This window comes from Paenibacillus sp. 2TAF8 (assembly GCF_052114825.1).
GTDB lineage: Bacteria > Bacillota > Bacilli > Paenibacillales > Paenibacillaceae > Paenibacillus.
This window is the reverse complement of sequence record NZ_JBFRFN010000035.1, coordinates 22978-40488: the sequence shown is the minus strand read 5'-3', so window position 1 is coordinate 40488 and position 17511 is coordinate 22978. Positions and strand designations below refer to the sequence as shown.

At 46.1% G+C, this 17511-nt stretch carries 19 protein-coding genes and 1 pseudogene; 6 read left to right on the top strand and 14 right to left on the bottom strand.

The genetic code is table 11. From position 1 onward, the window contains the following. The 6 genes from AB4Z30_RS28650 to AB4Z30_RS28625 form a co-directional block, all read left to right on the top strand. On the top strand, positions 1-981 hold a 981-nt coding region (locus tag AB4Z30_RS28650), incomplete at its 5' end, for an aminoglycoside phosphotransferase family protein (protein ID WP_441931039.1). Positions 982-1041: 60 nt separating this feature from the next. After that, positions 1042-1746, top strand: coding sequence for a response regulator transcription factor (locus tag AB4Z30_RS28645; RefSeq protein ID WP_441931038.1), 705 nt, complete (start codon positions 1042-1044; stop codon positions 1744-1746). Between the two features lie 48 nt (positions 1747-1794). Continuing rightward, on the top strand, positions 1795-2928 hold the full coding sequence (locus tag AB4Z30_RS28640) for a sensor histidine kinase (RefSeq protein ID WP_441931037.1): 1134 nt from the start codon (positions 1795-1797) through the stop codon (positions 2926-2928). A gap of 136 nt (positions 2929-3064) precedes the next feature. Further along, entirely contained in the window at positions 3065-3505 is a 441-nt protein-coding gene (locus AB4Z30_RS28635) for a hypothetical protein (RefSeq protein WP_441931036.1), read from the top strand. Beyond that, on the top strand, positions 3499-5376 hold the full coding sequence (locus tag AB4Z30_RS28630; RefSeq protein ID WP_441931035.1) for a transglycosylase domain-containing protein: 1878 nt from the start codon (positions 3499-3501) through the stop codon (positions 5374-5376). The genes AB4Z30_RS28635 and AB4Z30_RS28630 overlap by 7 nt, the downstream gene beginning before the upstream one ends. A 118-nt stretch (positions 5377-5494) precedes the next feature. Then, positions 5495-6040: a DUF2569 domain-containing protein gene (locus tag AB4Z30_RS28625; RefSeq protein WP_441931034.1), complete on the top strand. Its 546-nt coding sequence runs from the start codon at positions 5495-5497 to the stop codon at positions 6038-6040. A 138-nt stretch (positions 6041-6178) separates the two neighbouring features. Here AB4Z30_RS28625 and AB4Z30_RS28620 read toward each other — a convergent pair whose 3' ends face one another. From AB4Z30_RS28620 to AB4Z30_RS28555, 14 genes and pseudogenes are all read right to left on the bottom strand, one after another. Next, positions 6179-6637, bottom strand: coding sequence for a threonine/serine exporter family protein (locus AB4Z30_RS28620; protein WP_441931033.1), 459 nt, complete (start codon positions 6635-6637; stop codon positions 6179-6181). Positions 6638-6655: 18 nt separating this feature from the next. Beyond that, positions 6656-7435 (bottom strand): threonine/serine exporter family protein, encoded by a 780-nt coding sequence (locus AB4Z30_RS28615; protein WP_441931041.1) that lies wholly within the window; start codon positions 7433-7435, stop codon positions 6656-6658. 193 nt (positions 7436-7628) lie between these two features. After that, entirely contained in the window at positions 7629-7934 is a 306-nt protein-coding gene (locus tag AB4Z30_RS28610) for a hypothetical protein (RefSeq protein ID WP_441931031.1), read from the bottom strand. A gap of 68 nt (positions 7935-8002) precedes the next feature. Beyond that, complete coding sequence (locus AB4Z30_RS28605) at positions 8003-9046, bottom strand: S66 family peptidase (RefSeq protein WP_441931029.1); 1044 nt, start codon at positions 9044-9046, stop codon at positions 8003-8005. A gap of 33 nt (positions 9047-9079) precedes the next feature. Then, positions 9080-10411 carry a DUF5643 domain-containing protein gene (locus tag AB4Z30_RS28600; protein ID WP_441931027.1) on the bottom strand — a complete coding sequence of 444 codons (1332 nt, stop codon included), beginning with the start codon at positions 10409-10411 and terminating at the stop codon, positions 9080-9082. After that, on the bottom strand, positions 10408-10923 hold the full coding sequence (locus AB4Z30_RS28595; protein ID WP_441931026.1) for a sigma-70 family RNA polymerase sigma factor: 516 nt from the start codon (positions 10921-10923) through the stop codon (positions 10408-10410). Before AB4Z30_RS28595 ends, AB4Z30_RS28600 begins: the two co-directional genes overlap by 4 nt. A gap of 280 nt (positions 10924-11203) precedes the next feature. Further along, the gene (locus tag AB4Z30_RS28590; protein WP_441931024.1) at positions 11204-11740 is read right to left on the bottom strand and encodes an ankyrin repeat domain-containing protein; all 537 of its coding nucleotides are present in this window, start codon (positions 11738-11740) and stop codon (positions 11204-11206) included. 112 nt (positions 11741-11852) lie between these two features. Next, positions 11853-12626 (bottom strand): helix-turn-helix domain-containing protein, encoded by a 774-nt coding sequence (locus tag AB4Z30_RS28585; protein WP_441931023.1) that lies wholly within the window; start codon positions 12624-12626, stop codon positions 11853-11855. 98 nt (positions 12627-12724) lie between these two features. Continuing rightward, on the bottom strand, positions 12725-13147 hold the full coding sequence (locus tag AB4Z30_RS28580; RefSeq protein ID WP_441931040.1) for an NUDIX domain-containing protein: 423 nt from the start codon (positions 13145-13147) through the stop codon (positions 12725-12727). Between the two features lie 153 nt (positions 13148-13300). Continuing rightward, positions 13301-13786, bottom strand: a pseudogene (locus AB4Z30_RS28575) (GNAT family N-acetyltransferase); the annotation flags it as partial. 184 nt (positions 13787-13970) lie between these two features. Then, positions 13971-14381 carry a flagellar basal body rod protein FlgB gene (flgB, locus tag AB4Z30_RS28570; protein ID WP_441931022.1) on the bottom strand — a complete coding sequence of 137 codons (411 nt, stop codon included), beginning with the start codon at positions 14379-14381 and terminating at the stop codon, positions 13971-13973. 230 nt (positions 14382-14611) lie between these two features. Then, entirely contained in the window at positions 14612-15430 is an 819-nt protein-coding gene (speD, locus tag AB4Z30_RS28565) for an adenosylmethionine decarboxylase (RefSeq protein ID WP_441931021.1), read from the bottom strand. 274 nt (positions 15431-15704) lie between these two features. After that, complete coding sequence (locus tag AB4Z30_RS28560) at positions 15705-16283, bottom strand: DUF1273 domain-containing protein (RefSeq protein ID WP_441931020.1); 579 nt, start codon at positions 16281-16283, stop codon at positions 15705-15707. Positions 16284-16365: 82 nt separating this feature from the next. Further along, positions 16366-17508 (bottom strand): RluA family pseudouridine synthase, encoded by a 1143-nt coding sequence (locus tag AB4Z30_RS28555; RefSeq protein WP_441931019.1) that lies wholly within the window; start codon positions 17506-17508, stop codon positions 16366-16368. Positions 17509-17511 lie beyond the last annotated feature (3 nt).

Genomic DNA, 17511 nt, shown 5'->3' with positions numbered 1-17511 from the left:
TCTAATAATGGAGGGGTAAAGTTGGTAGAATTTATGCATAACCAGAATCCATCTTTGAGTGAGAGTGGCATGCTAGAGATTGTGAAAGGGATCTCTGAACTTCGAAAGGCTGTACAGGTTGAACGTATAACCAGAGGATATTCCCTGGATCACAAGTTCAAAGTCGTTGTTCCTGATCAAAGAAATATGTTGCTGCGAATCTTTCCTTGCCATGATATGGATGACAAGCAACAAGAGGCTCATGTTTTGGCAGCGTTGAGAGAGATGGGTGTTTTATGCTCTACACCGCTTGGCATTGGCAGGCTGGATGAGAACAATGGATATATGGTTTTGAGTTATCTTGAAGGAGAAGATGCTTCCGAGGTATTACCTTCGATGAGTGAACAGCAGCAGTATTCTATCGGCCTGAAAGCAGGTGCTGAGCTAAAACGCATTCATCGGTTAGCTGTAGAGGAGCAGGCCGAGTCTTGGTACATACGGAAAAGTAAGAAGCATCGGCGGTACGTGGAGCAATACAACGCGTGCCCTGTTGTGATAGACAGAGATCAGCATATTCTGAATTTTATTGAAGAGCATCTGGAATGGATGAAAGACCGTCCCGATGGTTTTCAGCATGATGATTTTCATCCAGCTAATCTGATAGTAAACAAGGGAGAACTGGCAGGAGTGATTGATTTTAACCGTGCAGATCAGGGCGACCCTGTGCATGAGTTTTTGAAGCTGGGGTTATTTGCTACAGAGATCAGCATTCCATACTCGATTGGACAGATACAGGGGTATTTTGATGGACATGAACCGGACGAGGGTTTCTGGAAGATGTACTCTCTATATATGGCCATGGCGCTGATATCTTCCGTGGTGTGGATTCAGAACGTGAAGCCAGAGGAGACGGAGCAGATGATGATGAAGATTGAACGTGTGCGGAATGATCATGATGATTTCCGTAGTATGATTCCAAGGTGGTATACTGTGAACAGATAGATTGCATTAGTAGTTGGGTTAAACCGATGTAGCATTTGTGAAGCAGAAAGGAAAAATGCCGTGGCACAACCAGCATCCATACTGCTTGTCGATGATGAGCAGGATATTATTAAATTGATGGAAATTTATTTTGGTAATGAAGGGTACCGGATTTTTACTGCGAATGATGGARTGCAGGCGCTGGAACTGCTTAAGACAGAAGTGGTTGACTTAATTGTTTTGGATATCATGATGCCGAATATGGACGGAATTGAAGCCTGTATGAAAATTCGCGAAGAGCAGAAAATGCCGATTATCATGTTGTCCGCGAAGAGCACAGATATGGATAAAATTACAGGTTTAAGTATTGGTGCCGATGATTATTTAACGAAGCCATTCAATCCGCTTGAGCTTGTAGCGAGAGCAAAATCCCAACTGCGCAGGTATCACACATTTAATGAGGGCAGGGAGAGCAAGGAGCACGAGTGGGTAATTGATGATCTTATTATTAATACCGATACACATGAAGTTTGGGTCGATGACAAGCCTGTTCACCTGACTCCCCGCGAGTTTGCAGTGTTAGAACTGCTCGCTCGTCATCAAGGATCAGTACTTAGTATGGAACAGATTTACCGTCAAGTCTGGAAAGAAGATTTCATGGAGTCCAACAACACTGTTATGGTGCATATTCGTAAACTTCGTGAGAAGATTGAACAAGACAGTAAACATCCTAAATTTATACAGACCATATGGGGTGTGGGATATAAGATGATCAAACCGATGTAAGTTGAAGGTTAAGAGCAGGTGGAATGCTATAGGCAGGGAGTTTCTACAATGAATTCAAAACTGATTAATACGGTACGTTGGAAGTTTATTTATGCATTTTTGTTGAGCGGTATTTTGACTGCTGTGATATTGTATGGGGTAGGCAAAGTGGGCGAGACAATTCTGCAAAACCAGCGTTATCCGAATTACACTTTCCCCGGACAAGTAGTTCGCTGGTTAGTGAACCATATTGGTTCTGTTCCGCTGATGATTGCCGTAGGAATCATCTGCTTTGTGCTGTTTTTCTTTCTGTTCACCCGCAAAGTAATGGTTGTGCTGGATGAGATTACAGCGGGAATCCAGGAGGTAGCCAAAGGAGAACTATCTCATCGGATTGAGGTGAGAACTTCCGATGAGTTCGGTGTGGTTGCGGCAAGTATTAATCAGATGGCGGAGCAACTGCAGAGATCGCTTGAGGAGGAACGAAGTGCGGTTAAGGCCAAAAATGACTTGATTACAGGCATTTCGCATGATCTGAGAACACCCCTAACCTCGATTCTCGGATTCCTGGAGTATATTGAAAAGGACCGGTATCAGGATGAATTGGAAATGCGTTATTACGTCAGTATCGCGTATGAGAAATCTTTAACGTTGCGCAAGCTGATTGATGATTTGTTTGAATATACGCGAGTCAGCGGAGGAAGTCTGCCATTGTCTTTAAGACCATTGAATCTGACCCCATTCCTGATGCAGCTCGCCGAAGAATTTGCTCCTATGCTCGAAGAGGCAGGTATGACGTATACCATTGTTGGAGGGCAGGAGCCATTATGGGTTCAGGCTGCTCCAGGAGAATTGGTTCGAGCTTACGAAAATTTGTTCAGTAATGCAATTCGTTACGGTGCACAGGGTAAATTAATGGAAATCGGACTTACCCTTGAAGATGGAGAAGCGGTTGTACGTATCAGTAATTATGGAGAGCCAATTCCGGCTAACGACTTGCCACATTTGTTTGAGCGTTTCTATCGGGTAGATAAATCACGTTCCCGTGATACCGGAGGTACTGGACTGGGACTGGCCATTGCCAAATCAATGATTGAACTTCATCGGGGGCAGATTGCGGCTTATAGTGAACAGGGCAGGACGGATTTTGTAACCCGTTTTCCAGCAATACCCCCCCCAGTCCATACTACATTGGAAGAGTAAAGGTGTCACATCAAATATCTTACATCAAGCCAATGTGAAATTAAGAATTTGATAAGAAGTTAACAAAGCTTCCTTAAGAACTGTTCGGTATGCTACCTCTATACACTTTGTTAGAAGTATGGGGAGGGCGCCAAAGATGAGTTCCAGATTTAATACAGTTCGAATGAAGTACATATATATTTGCGGAGCAAGTGCGCTTCTTAGCGCGGTGCTTCTTTTTGTTATGTATCAGATCATGAGATTAGCTTATCGCTTGATGTATCACGAGGCAGCTTGGCTTACTCATATGGTGCATTGGGGTATCAATCATATAGGGAAAAAGCCGCTCATTTTATTTATAGGCGGAGGTTTGTTTGCTTTGTTTTTCTGGATTCGCTCTCAGAAGATAACTGATGACATTCAAAGCCTTGTTCGGGTAACCCATGAACTTGCAAGGGGGCGGACACCTGCACCAATTCGGGTCTTAAGTAGCGGGGAGCTAAGGCAATTAAGTGATCAGATCAACGCGATCGCTGCTCTCATGACGGATCGGGATCGTTCATCGATCAAGAGTGAATCCGAGGAAACATCATGTTAGGTATGAAGATTAAACGTACATTGTATCGACTTTACGATATCGCTGTTGTTGCAGCAGTTCTACTGATCTTGCTGTACGTTTATCTGTTTTCGTATGGGAAGCTCGTTATTCGTCACCAACCGGAGGCAATACAACAAGTTTCGTCTTCATTAATTCTCGATGAGGCTGGACATGAAATCACCAGGTTGACTACACCAAACCGTGGGTATTCTACGTATGCAAACTTACATGAAATGCCGGATATGATGAAACAGGCTTTTTTAGTTACCGAGGATCGACGCTTCTACCGTCATGCCGGTTTAGATGTTATTGGTGTGGGCAGAGCCATGGCACAAAATATGATTCATATGAATTGGAGTCAAGGTGGAAGCTCAATCACACAACAACTAGCCAGGAATCTGTATCTGAACGGAAGTAAGACCATTTCCCGCAAAATAAATGAGCTATCCATTGCAATAGAGATGGAGAAGAAGTATTCAAAGGATGAAATTCTCGAAATGTATCTGAATCAGATTTATATGGGGCGGCAGCAGTATGGCGTTAAGGCGGCGGCATGGCGTTATTTCGGTGTGCATGATCTGCATCAATTGAAACTATGGCAGATCGCTACGCTTGCTGGTATTCCCAAAGGACCTTCCATTTATAATCCGGTGGATAATGAAATGCTCTCCCAAGAGAGACGCAGTGTGGTACTGTCACTGATGCATGAACAGGGGATTATTACACGCGAGCAGATGCGGAAGGCAGCAGCTGTGAAGTACAAGCCGGCGGTTTCGAGCCCGGAAAACTTGTTAACTGGACCAGCGCGAGGGTTTGACCCACCTTCTTATATATCTGCCATAGATGCCGTAATGCAGGAGGCTTCGCGTCTCACCGGTAAGAGTGAAAACGAGATTCGCTCAGCAGGGTGGACGATTAAAACCGGGTTGAATGCAAGTGCACAGAGGGCGATGGAGGAAACTTTTGCGGAGCAATTCTGGTTCTCGGATGACAGAGAGGATCAACGCGTACAGGCCAGCATGGTTATTCTTGATCAACATAATGGAGAAGTGAAGGGCCTGATGGGCGGCCGAACGCCTGCAAAGGGTGATATCAATCGAGCATTGATGGATGCGAGACAGCCTGGATCCGTTTTTAAGCCAGTCATCGTTTATGGGCCTGCGTTAGAGTCAGGACAATTCGAGCCAGCAAGTATGCTGCCTGATCGACCCACGCGTTACGGGGATTATCAGCCGGGCAATGTGGGAGGAAGATATAGAGGTACAGTATCGTTATCCGAGGCAATGCAAAAGTCAATCAATACACCAGCTGTATGGCTACTGCATGAGATCGGGTTGAAACAGGCTAAAGGGTTCACTCAGCGATTGGGGATTGAGTTGCAGAATGAAGACATGAATCTGTCCGTTGCTCTTGGGGGTCTACATCAGGGGATTTCGCCGATGAAACTGGCGCAGGCCTATGCTGTTTTTGCCAATGAGGGGAAATTCAATCGTGCGCATCTGATCCGTGAAATTACAGATGCTCAAGGAAGAGTGTTCTATAAGCATAGCTCTGAAAATAAACAGGTCATCACGAAGCGAACGGCTCAAGAAATAACGAACATACTGCAGCTTGTCGTGAGCCAAGGAACAGGAAAGCGTGCCCAGTTAACTGATGATCATGTCGCTGGCAAAACGGGCACGACACAGGCGGCATTTGCAAATGCGCCCAAGGGAGCGAATCGGGATATCTGGTTTGCCGGTTATACACGGGAATGGACGGGGGTAGTGTGGATGGGATTTGATTATACCGATGCCAAACATTACTTACAGTCGGGAAGCGGCACTGCAGCAGAGTTGTTCGGGACGGTGATGAAGCGAACCAAGCAATAAAAAGAAAGAATAAATTTGTAATCATGCTCAATCTACCAGGAAATATTATCCTTTTTATAACACAAATACAAATTTTAAGTTATAATAGATGTTCTCATATTGTTATAAGGAGGATATCATGGATAGTCGATATGGTAAGCAGGATGATGAACTGGAAATGTATTCATCCAGAAGCGGCACCCGACCTGAACTTCCAGGTATCTCTGGCCTGGGCGGGTGGTTGATTTTAATCCAGATTAGTCTGTGGGCCTCACTGGTTTTTCTATTCTCGGATATTTCACAGGTTACGGTGATCATGGACCCGGCACGCTGGGAAGGCAGTCGCGGTGTTGATCCGCAGCTTTATGCGGAAGTCATAAGGCCACTTCTGTGGTTTGGATTCATCAGCAGCGTCATTCTATTCGTCATCGTTGTTGTGAATCTTGTTCTGTTATACCGTAGAAAGCGGCTGTTCCCACGGCTGATGATTGTACAGTACATCGTCAATGTGATTATAGGTGTGGTTACGTGGATTCTCATTGCTCAAAATGAGGTGGGAAGGGAAGAACATGTGCTGGATGCAACACCTGCATTTCACCTGATTGTTCGCTCACTGCTGACGTGCTGTATTTTTATACCGTATTTTCTGAAGTCGGTACGTGTAAAAAATACGTTTATCAAGTAGACGAGATGAAGTTCGTTATTCTGATCTGATGCAAAAACGAAAAGACCCATGATCTACAAGATCGGAGTTTGATTAAAAATCCGGCTTGCAGGCCATGGGTTTTTTTGATGAAATGCTGAACCTGACGACCCGGAGGAGTCATTTGGTGGTTGATTTTACGCGGGCTGAACGAGATATGCTTTGAATCAGCTGGTTTAATACCTCGGATAATACAAGTCCTACGGCGATAGCACCCGATAACATGAGTGCTTTGGCGGCCATTCCCATGGCGGCACTATAGTCATTTTGTACAAAACTGCGCATTGCATTATACGCCAGTCCTCCCGGCACGAGAGGAATAATGCCTGCTACACTAAAAATAATGACAGGAGCGCGGAACATGCGGGAGAACAGCTGACTAATTACACCTACGGCAATCGTTGCTGCAAGTGTGGCTGGAACAGCATCTGCTGCATACTCCAACACAATATAGATGATCCAGCCAATCATCCCGACAAAGCCGCCATGAAGCAGCATACGTCTTGGTGCATTAAATATAATGCCAAATGCGGCTGAAGCGACAAAGCTGGTTAAGGCTTGTCCAATAAAATGCAGCATATCCTGCAAACCTCCGTCTTACATCAAAAGTGAAAACACAACAGCAATGCCTGTACCGATGGCAAAAGCAGTCAGAAAAGCTTCGGCACCCTTAGATAAACCGGATACGAGATGTCCGGCCATCAAGTCGCGTACAGCATTAGTAATGAGCAGTCCTGGAACGAGCGGCATGACAGAACCGATAATAATTTTGTCCCGCTCAAAGCCTGCACCAATATACACGAGGAAAAAGGCGAGCATGCCAATGACAAAGGAGGCCGTAAGCTCAGCAAAGAATTTGACGCGCACCCAGCGGTGAAAAAGGATGACTGCTGCGTAACCGATCCCGCCGCAGATGAGTGCCGGAAGAAAGTCACCCCAGCCTCCGCCAAACATAATGGTAAAGCAGGCGCTGGATAAGGCAGCAGCGCTTAGCTGCACAACGTACGAATAACCTGATGGTTTTCGTTCAATCTCCAGCAGAAGATCATGGGCTTCTTGAACTTTCAGTTGTCCTTGGCCGATGCGACGTGAGACGGCGTTAACTTCAGACACTTTATCGAGATCTGTTGTACGCTCAGAGATCCGAATCAGCTTCGCGGGTTCCGTGGCATCCACCGAGAAAAAGATGCCAGTAGGCACGACATAACTGTGTGAGTGAGGCAATCCGAGCGCTGCAGCCATCCGTTTCATTGTATCTTCCACGCGGTACGTTTCCCCACCACTTTGCAGCATGATTTTACCGGCAAGCAAACAGATGGCGATGACTTGGGATTGCTCAGACGATTCAGTAACAGCATGTTGACTTTTGTTACGCATCTCCGGCTCGGATTCAACAGGAGAGGTTGGTTCGTGACGTATGTATTCCAACCGGATCAAACTCCGTTTCATATGAAATAAGGCGCGGTACCGACACCATTGTATCATATTTCACACGCTCACAAGCAATCCTGGGACATGTAATAAAAGGCTTCGCCCAATCCCCGGAAGGAAGGAGGCGAAGCCTTTTGGCCTACATTAATAAGGTGATGACAAGCAATTCATACAGCACCAGCGGTAGTATCGTTGGACCAAACAAGGCACGAGGTTCAGGGTAACCATGCATTGGTGTCACCTGCAGGTACAGAATTCCGCGGTCCGCACTAATAATGACACCTTCCCAGACCTGACCGTCCATGTTCTGAACTTGTACTTTTTGGCCGACATGTTGACGAACCGAATGATGCAGCATATTCCGCACGCTTTGAACGGATTGCAGCACTGGTTGATTGGCTTGGTATACAACACGAGTGGTTGGTGTGGATGGTGATTCAGACATGATGCACAACCCTTCCTCGAAATAAAATCCTTCTTACTTAAAGGTATGCATCTGCCTACAAAAGGTGATTACACATATGTCATGTGCAGTGTTCCTTGGCCATCTTCGTAACTTACCTGACCCAATGCGCCATTCACAAAAGTCATCTGAGGCGGAAGGTGACCCAAGTCCACATCATAGAGGACAGGCACGTTCAGATCACCCAGCGCAGAAGACAACGCATCGATAAACGTAAAATCATCTGTGTCGGAATAACCGTCAGGTCGCCCAAACAGGAAACCATTTGCACCGGCAAACCAGCTGGCTTGTCTCATCTGCCACAGGCGGCGATAGATATCACTTGCGTCCATCTCACAGCTTTCCAGATACCAGATCGTCCCCTCGTCAGCGCAGTACTGATGCAAATAATCTTCTACCGGTGCAAAGGGAGTACCGATCAGGCATGTAATGGTATCCATGCAGCCTCCAAGTAATCGTCCGGAAAAGCTAGTTAGTTCATTCGTACCTTCGGCTGCTCCAAGCTGCTTCCAGTGAGAAGGCGTATCCAGATTGAATCCGGGTAATGCCATGTTCCATTTGGATTGATAATGCGTGGAGGAAGTTTGTGTAATTTCTTCACCAGCACGGGTCTGTAATACGTTCAACCAGCGAGAAGTAACAGCATCCTGCTCACTTAACCGAAGATCCATAAAATTAGTACCATGGGCTGAAGCTGTTCCTGTCAATAATGTGTAGGCGAACAGGAATGTACTCGTATCCGAGTAACCTAAAATCCATTTGGGAGATGATTTTTTCAGTGCCTCCCAGTCCAAGAGCGGCAGAATATCCATTAGAAACTGTCCGCCCCATGGAGGAATGATTGCATTTATACCAGGATCAAGCATAAATGCGTTCAGTTCTGCGGCACGAGTTTCTTTAGGCCCACTGACGCATTTGTCGTTATGACGCACGTAGGGACTTTCCTGAATAATAAAGTCAAGGCGCTCCATATGATCTGTGCTTTCTTCCAAATAGCGATGCATAGACTCGCCTACACCACTGGACGGTGCGACTACGCCAATTGTATCGCCCTTTACGAGTGGTCGCGGATAACGGATAGAACGCTGATTCATCTTATAACACACCTTTCTTCGCAGGTTGATGGCTTATTTGTTCACAGGTATCTCTAAGGAGAAAGGGGAACGGGTTTGAACAGGATAAGAGAAAATCTCCATGTTCAGTTTTCCTTTTGCCGCAGCTCCATTAGCTATGGTAATCCAAGCTTCCGCTGCACGATGTTCATAGGAAGGGCTCCATCCCGCTTCTTTTACTTCAAAACCTTTTCCGGTGCTGTCTTTGATATTGGTGAAAGAGAGTCCTGAGGCCCCATTTTCAGTATTGGCAACGGAAAAATGCATGATGGTGTCATTACCTTGAATCTTATAGTCAAGTAGAGTTATGTCTCGCGGTCCACCTTCGATTAATTTGGATGACGGATCAATAGTAATCATCAGTTTATCCTTATCCAGTGCTGTAAGTCCAGAACCTTGCAAGGTTAGCTTCTTTGGAATCGAGAAGTACATGCTTTCAAAGAAAACAGAAGTCCCATAGCCCCCTATGGAAGCTCCGTCTGTTCGCCAAGCACGGCCTTGTTCATCAACTAATTGAAGATCATTGATTCCGAAGATTTTTTTGGTGTTATTTGCATCATGCTTTATATCCAGAACAAGCCTTGTCGGATATAAGGTGGCCTGTTCAACTGTAAAGCGTTGCCCGTCCAGAGTAATGGTTTGATTAACAGGAACTATCTTTTTCATGTTTTTAGTTAGATTATGGTCGACCGGGAAAGTAACCTTCCACGTATTATTTGTTTTTTCTAAGCGGTTCTTAAACACAACAGTCAGTTGATTGGGTGGCAAAGATTCATTAAACGATACGTCAATGATATCCTCGTAATCTTGACCTTCTAAAGGCTGTTTGGGTGATGCGTAACTAAAGGCAACAGGAAGCTGCTTACCATTGCCATCAAGCAAGTCGATGTCATAGTCGAATTTCTCTGTATCTTTCATGCCTTTCATTTTATAAAAAATAACCATGCGTGATTCGTCTGTAATAATGCCTTCCACGGTTACAGAAGCCCCATCATGCTCGTCGGTGATTCCGACCTTCTGCAACAGAGACTGATCAATCGCCATCATTAATCCTTTGTCTTGCCGAATCAGGCTGACCACTCCCTCCATGCCAGGCAGTTGCTCAACAAAAGACGCAAAGGCAGGGGATACCCGGATACAGCCTGTGAACAATAAAATCAAGGCAGCTGCCGAAATAGAGCTTGTTAGCCAGCGCAGCTTTGTTTTTCGTTTATGGGAAGCTTGGCGTATTCCGGACTGAACAGCTTGTGATGCTGCCAGATCGGGGACGTGCATCGTATCGTATTCGGCCTTGCGTGCTTGAAGACGTGCCTCCAATGCTTCAAACGGATTGTGTTCGTCGGTCATGATAATTGTTCTCCTTTCGGTTCAAGTTGATCCCGGAGCTTTCCAAGCGCGCGGTGCAGTCGTGATTTAACCGTGCCTGCCGGAATTTCGAGGATGTCAGCGACTTCGGTCAGCGAGAAACCTTCGAAATAACTTAGAATAATAATTTGTTTGTATTCCGGTTCAAGTGCAGCTACTGCAGCGGCAAGATCTGGATCCTCTGGACGATCCCAGCGGCCGGATTCCCGAATTTCCGTGACGGGACTGAAACGGATTTTGCGTTTGCGCTCATCTGCACAATAATTCAGAAGGATGCGGATAAGCCATGTACTGAAGTAGGTGGGTTCTTTCAGTTTTTTGAGTTTGCGGTATGCGCGGTAGGTTGCTTCCTGTATCGCTTCCAGTGCATCGCCATCATTTTGCAGATAAGCATAGGCGATCCGATACAGACGGTTCTGATGCATCTCCATTAAGGCTGCAAACGCTGCAGCATCCCCCTTTTGTGCAGCTCGCGTAAGTTCGGTAGGGGTCACAAGGCTCCTCCTTTGCTGATGTTGTTTCGTATTAGACAGAGAAAGCTGCCAAACGGTTCTTGTATTTTCAAAAAAATATGGCTTCATTTCGTTTCAGAAAAGTTTCTATTGCATTATACAGCAAAAAACCGGTAGATCTCCTATGGGCATTGCTGCTCCAAAAAGAGTCTAACGGTTATAAGTGTGGCCTCAAATTTAGTTTCTGGTACTGCTTGGTGTCCCGAGTGTAGCATTGAGTCACAAGGTATAGTTGCTGAATCCATCCATCCATTCATTTATCTTAGGGAAGCTTCGCCACTACTGCTTGCAATCGAAACGCTACAGAGGTGTTACCTCGTTGCTCCGCAATGTCTTGTGCTGTTTCCCCAGAAGTATTGGGTACCTTGGGATCGGCTCCATATTTAAGCAACATGTCGATAATGACTGTTTGATCGGTATGAAAGGCTGCGGTGTGCAGTGCATGCTGTCCATCACTGTCAGGGATGCTCGTAGATGCTCCGTGTTCCAATAATAGACGGATTACTTCCGCCGAACGTTCTCCAGCCAGTGCAGCGTGCAAGGCTGTGTTACAAGGAATGAAAGAAACAAGAGAGCGGGAGATGGCATTCACATCAGCCTTATGCTCAATAAGGGTATGTACACTTTCCGTTTGTCCAAAATGTGCGGCATATCCAAGAGGTGTCAGTCCATCCTTATTATTGGTGTTTACCAGTTCGGGGCGTGCTTGAAGCAGTGACTGAAGTTTCACCACGTCACCATCCTGTGCGGCTTGAAATAGCTGATCTACCTGTTCTGTTTTCAGTTTCTCATCTGTCATTTGTAATAACCACCTTGTTCGTATAGATATATTAGGTTGTGATGCTGGTTCATAAGCGAATCCAAAGCTAACYTCATCATACACAGCTTATATTAGCGGCGCTTATCGATAATCACCTTTTTATCCGATACTGCGAAGGGGAGAGATGGAATCGTCTGGAGAAAAGGGAGCTAAACGAGCCTAAGCTCTCAAAACCAACTCTATAACAGATCTCCGTGACGGGGAGATCGGAGTCTGATAACAGCTGACAGGCAGCTTGAAGTCTGCGTTCTGTCAAAAATTGATGCGGCGAAATACCAAAAAGCTTCTTATAATTTCGAAGAAAATGATTTACAGACAGATGCGCGGCTGAGGCAGTCTCTGCAAGCGTAATAGGTTGACTATAGTAGGCTGTCATGTATTCATGTGCGATGTAGAGTCTGCGATATAATTCGTTCCTGGTAGAAGATTTCACCATATCAAGCTGGTCTATTTCACAGCGAATCTCACGATGTAAAGCGAGCATACGTAACGCAAGCTGATGAAGCTGCTCCTCCAATTCCCAGGTATCTAGGGTCTTAGAAACGTGGGAAGAACGCAGCCGCGCAAGGGCAGCACCTAATGGATCTTCCATTGAATATGTTCGTTCCACCCATTCCATTGAACCAGCAGAGGACAGAGTATAAGGCTCATCCAGAAGATATCGATCACTGCTTGAGACATTCCGCCCGACCTCTTCAACCATACCAGGAGGAAAGAAGATGCAGAAAGATTCGACGGGTACAGATGAATCAATATGCAACTGATATTCCTGTCCTTCGTTTAGAAGTAAATATCGATTATGACCTACAGAAAAGTGTCCATGACCCGCTTCGTATAACGAAGTTCCGTAACGAAAGGTTTTCAATGAAAGAGCCCCTTGACCTCTCCAGTCGAACTGAGTTCTGGATTCGTGCAATATGAAAGGGACGCTGCGTTGCGTTAACGTATTTCCCGTAAAGGTATTCATCGTGAGCTATCGATGTCATGCTTCTTGGTATATTGCTGCTTCGCTGCTTCCAATGCCGGGATGGCAAAAATGGCGAGTGGAGAAGGCAACTCATGAAGCGGGAACCATCCGATCTCACCGATCGCGCCGCCTTCTTCCCGATTGCGAGCCATCCCGTCGATTACTTTGGTAGAGTAGATCATGGAGATCCAATGTTCCTGTAATTCAGGATGAATGCTTTCTGCAGTACAGAGAAGACCGCCGATGGCAATATGCAGATTGACCTCTTCTTTAATCTCACGTATAACAGCTGTTTCGAGTGTTTCATACGCATCGACTTTTCCACCGGGAATGCTCCAGGTATACTGCTCCGGTGCACGATTCCGCCAGACCAGAAGCACTTCGTTTCGTTCATTAAGGATCACTGCTCCAACGCCGATCCGAGGAGCAACTTCCGAGTTGTTGCTGAAACTGGCAGAACCTGCTGTGCGGTCAGCCGGTATAACAACCGCTGGTTGAAATGAAACCGGATACCCGGTTTGAACAGACCAATCTGCTGCCAAAATACTCATCGAAATCAGATCGTATTGTGTACCGTCCCGCAGCACGGCAGCACGATGTCGGCCTTCTTCGCGGAATCCGGCTTTCAAGTACGCTCCCCTTGCGATTTCGTTGTATTCGATGACGTCCAGAGCGATCCGGTTCAGGTTCAATTCATGGAATGCATACCGCAAAATCAACGCAAGAGCGTCACTGCCGTAACCCTTGCCACGATCGCGCTCATTCCCTATACCAATAGCCAGATGTGCAGAGCGATTGTTCCATTCAATCCGATAGATAGCGACAAATCCGAGAAAACGGTTATCCTCCAAGGTCCGCAGTGCAAATTCGAAATCTTGACCGTTGCGAACCGAAGACGCTCCCGTTTCATCCGATGTTTGTGGAGTCGCAATATCTGTATCCATGTTACGCATATAATCATAGTTCTCGGTGAAATGTGCGATCTGAACACGATCTTCAGGGCAAGGTGGTGCGAGTCTAACCTTAGAGCCTTGAAAAGCATTGTAGTGACGAGCCATGTTGCACCTCTTTTACAGGATATAAGTTTCTTCGTTTTTACCATTATACTACAGTTGAAAATATTACCGAACTTACACGTTGATTACCAAGGCTTGGCGACGAAGAGGTGGTTAGGATGAGAGCAAAGGGAAACGGGAACAGACATTTTTACACAAAAAAAACAGCCGCAAGGGCTGCTACTCATTATTTTAAATCATTCAATAGATTTTTCATTTTTTTATAATGTCCGCTGACGCGATCAGCCATGTAGTTATACATCAGTTGATTCTCGGAAAGCATGGCCATCTCTTGATCAATATCTACATTGTTGTTGTTATTATTCATGGCTGTTTCGTTGTTCTGCATAACCCGGTACTGAACGATGGACGCATTCGGATTGCTTACTGGAAAATGTTTCTCATGTGTGCGTTGCATCCTGAGTTGTCCAGTATTACCGTTCTCGATGATACGTCTAAGCTCATCTTGAAACTCAACGGTTGTCTTTTTGTAATTGGGCGTATCTGCGTTAGCAATGTTGTTCGTGATGGCTGCGTGCCTGGCATTTAAGGCTTGCAAAAGGGACTCATTACGCTTGGTCGTATTCGTTTCGAACATGCCTCGATCCTCCTTCACCGCATCCGAATGCAGTTCTCTCTATTTTAAGAAATTCGCCCACACACTGTCAAGCTGATAAAGCTCCACATTAAGCATCCATAGATATCATATCCGGTCAACAACTCGTTAACAGGCAACGAAAAAAAGACAAACATATGAGAACCAACTTCTATTCTGGAAGCCGATCATCATCTGGATTGTCTTTAGTTCTCGTTTAGTTCTATTCCATTTTACTCAGAAGAGCGGTTAATATTTTTGCCATAATAAATTTCGTCCATCTCCAGCTTCAGCCACTCGGTGATCTCCTGTTGTTCCGCTTGGCTCAGCTTGTCCTTGGTGTACCCGAATAGATAATTATCCAGATCGAATTCTTTCAGCTTACATTTCGTGTGGAAAATATTTTCCTGATACACATTCACGTCAATCATATCAAAGCCGCTTTTGATCTCGTCCGGAATGTAATTCTGGATCGAACTGATCTCATGGTCAATAAACAGCTTGCGCCCGCTGGTATCCCTCGTAAAACCGCGCACGCGATAATCCATAATCATAATATCCGTATCAAACGAATGAATCAGGTAATTCAACGCCTTCAGCGGTGAAATCTCACCACAGGTCGATACATCGATATCGGCACGGAAAGTGCTGATGCCCTCGCTAGGGTGGAATTCGGGATAGGTATGCACGGTAATGTGGCTTTTGTCCAGCTGCATGACCACATTATCAGGCAGTGGACCCGGCGATTCATCGAATGATTCTTCGGGAATCTCCACGATGGGGCCTTCCGAGACAAGCATCGTTACACTGGCGCCCTGTGGCACATAATCCTGCTGCGCCACATTCAGGACGTGTGCTCCGATGATGTCCGATACATTTTTCAAAATATGAGTCAGCCGGTCTGCGTTATATTGTTCATCGATATATTCAATGTAAGCTTCGCGTTCTTTTTTGGTCTTGGTGTAACAGATATCGTACATATTGAAACTGAGTGACTTGGTAAGGTTATTGAACCCGTGCAGCTGGATACGCTGCTCTGGCGTTAAAGTCATGGTTGCAGTTCCCCTTTGTCCCATACGACATAGAAATCGCAGTTTTAATACTACTTATACCCAACCTTGCTCGAAAAAAAACATGAGTTTGCAATTCGTGGCGAGCGGGGCTGCTTCCTAGAGTTCAACTTAAGCACCGTTAACACAGTGTATGAATGAGTTATAACGTCCCACCGATCGTAGAGTGTAGTCCGAGAACAGGGTTCAGTCCAAAAACATGGAGTCCGGAATGATAGAAAAAAACTGCACAGCATTGGCTGCGCAGCATCAAATGTTATAAAGGCATGTCTTCATCATAAGCAAAATCATTCATGCGTTCTTCCTCCGCGACAGACTGGATGTCCTCGGAAGTGACCGTAATGATCGGATAATGCTCGTTCTGTTGTTTCTTTACCGCTTTTTCCTTCACAAAACGGGGGCTGCCTTCTCCGGCATCCTCGTCATAGACAAGCAGCAGGCCGTCACTTTTGCGCAGCAGCAGATCGTCCCGTGCAGTGAACTGCCACGGCCCGATGTAGGGCTGTTTGCTGATTGCGCCATAATAATCCACTCCGGACAGGATGGAACGATAGTACTCCTGTTTGTCTTCTTTCCATTGTTCCTCAGGGTTCTGAAAAGCGGTGATGATCGACAGCTTCAGATGTGGATAGCTCTGTTTCAGCTCCAGCACAACCTCGCAGGCCCACAGGTCAACGCCGTATTGACCGGGAGTAAGCACCCATTCCAGTCCATCTTCAACAAGAGGAGTGAGTCGGGAGGCGATGGCTTTTTTTATATAGGGAATGCCTTCGTGTTTCTGGCCAAAAATTTGTAGTTCATGTGCGCGGTAACCGGTAATAAACAGGTTTTGCAAACGTGAGAACCTCCTTTCAGACGGACGGAGTCAAGGTGTGATACATCATTCCAGCCATTCCATCCGTCTTCGTATGAGCACGTTATTGTGCGGGCGTAGCTGGTGTAGCCTCTCCGCGGAACGGATATAGGAATGGCTTCGGAATATCCGTTTCAAACGTCATCAGCTTGCCTGTTGTAGGATGAATAAATGACAGTACACGCGCATGTAGTCCCAGACGTCCAAGATCTCTTGTGCGTGCGCCGTATTTACGATCCCCTGCAATCGGATGTCCCAGGTCCTCCATGTGCACACGAATCTGATTTTTACGGCCCGTTTCCAGACGTACTTCCAGCAGTGAGAACTCGCGGTTCGACTTCAGACGTTTGTAGTGAGTAATAGCATGTTGTCCATCGTTTGGACGGGGACTGGAGTACATCTTCAGCGTTTTGGTTTCCTTCAGCCAAGAGGAGATGGTGCCTTCTTCTTGAGCTACTGCGCCTTCAACCAGTGCGACATAAACACGGTCCTGTACATTTTCTTTCCAGTTATTTTGCAGCTGCTGCTGAACCTCTTCACTTTTGGCAAACATCATCACACCTGAGGTGTCCCGATCCAGACGATGCACAATGAAAATCCGATTCAGTTCATTGGTACGACGCACATGTGTCATAAGTTGGCGATAGGCGGTCAGATCGTCACTTTTGTCTGCTGCGATGGACAATAATCCAGCTTCCTTGCGGATCACAATGATGTCGTCGTCTTCATGCAAAATGTTGATGCCCGTCAGGGAAGGAGCGGCAACTGCGCCTTCTTTGCTGATGAATACAACCTGTCCAGGCGTCAGCGGCTCGTTAAACTTGGTCACCACTTTCTCATTTACGGATACTTGCCCACGTCCCAAAATGGATTTTACGGCATTTCGTCCGGACTTCAGATGTTTCAGCAGAAAATTCAGCAGTTCATCCGGCTCCGTTACTTTGTACTGACGTGGCGGTTCGGACTTGCGATAATGTGCATTGCCCGGACGCTTGGATATCTTAGCCGGTTTGGCACCTTTACCACCGCTTTTTGCAGGGGTCACGGGCGAATGGGTGTCTGAAACATTCTTGGCAGCATCTCTTGATCGAGGGGAATTCGGTTTGGATGATGAAGTATTGGAGCGGCCGGAATGCGGCTTGGAAGAACCTCCATATGATTTTCCTTTGGCAGATGTACCGCTGCTTGCACGTTTACGTTTATTCATGAA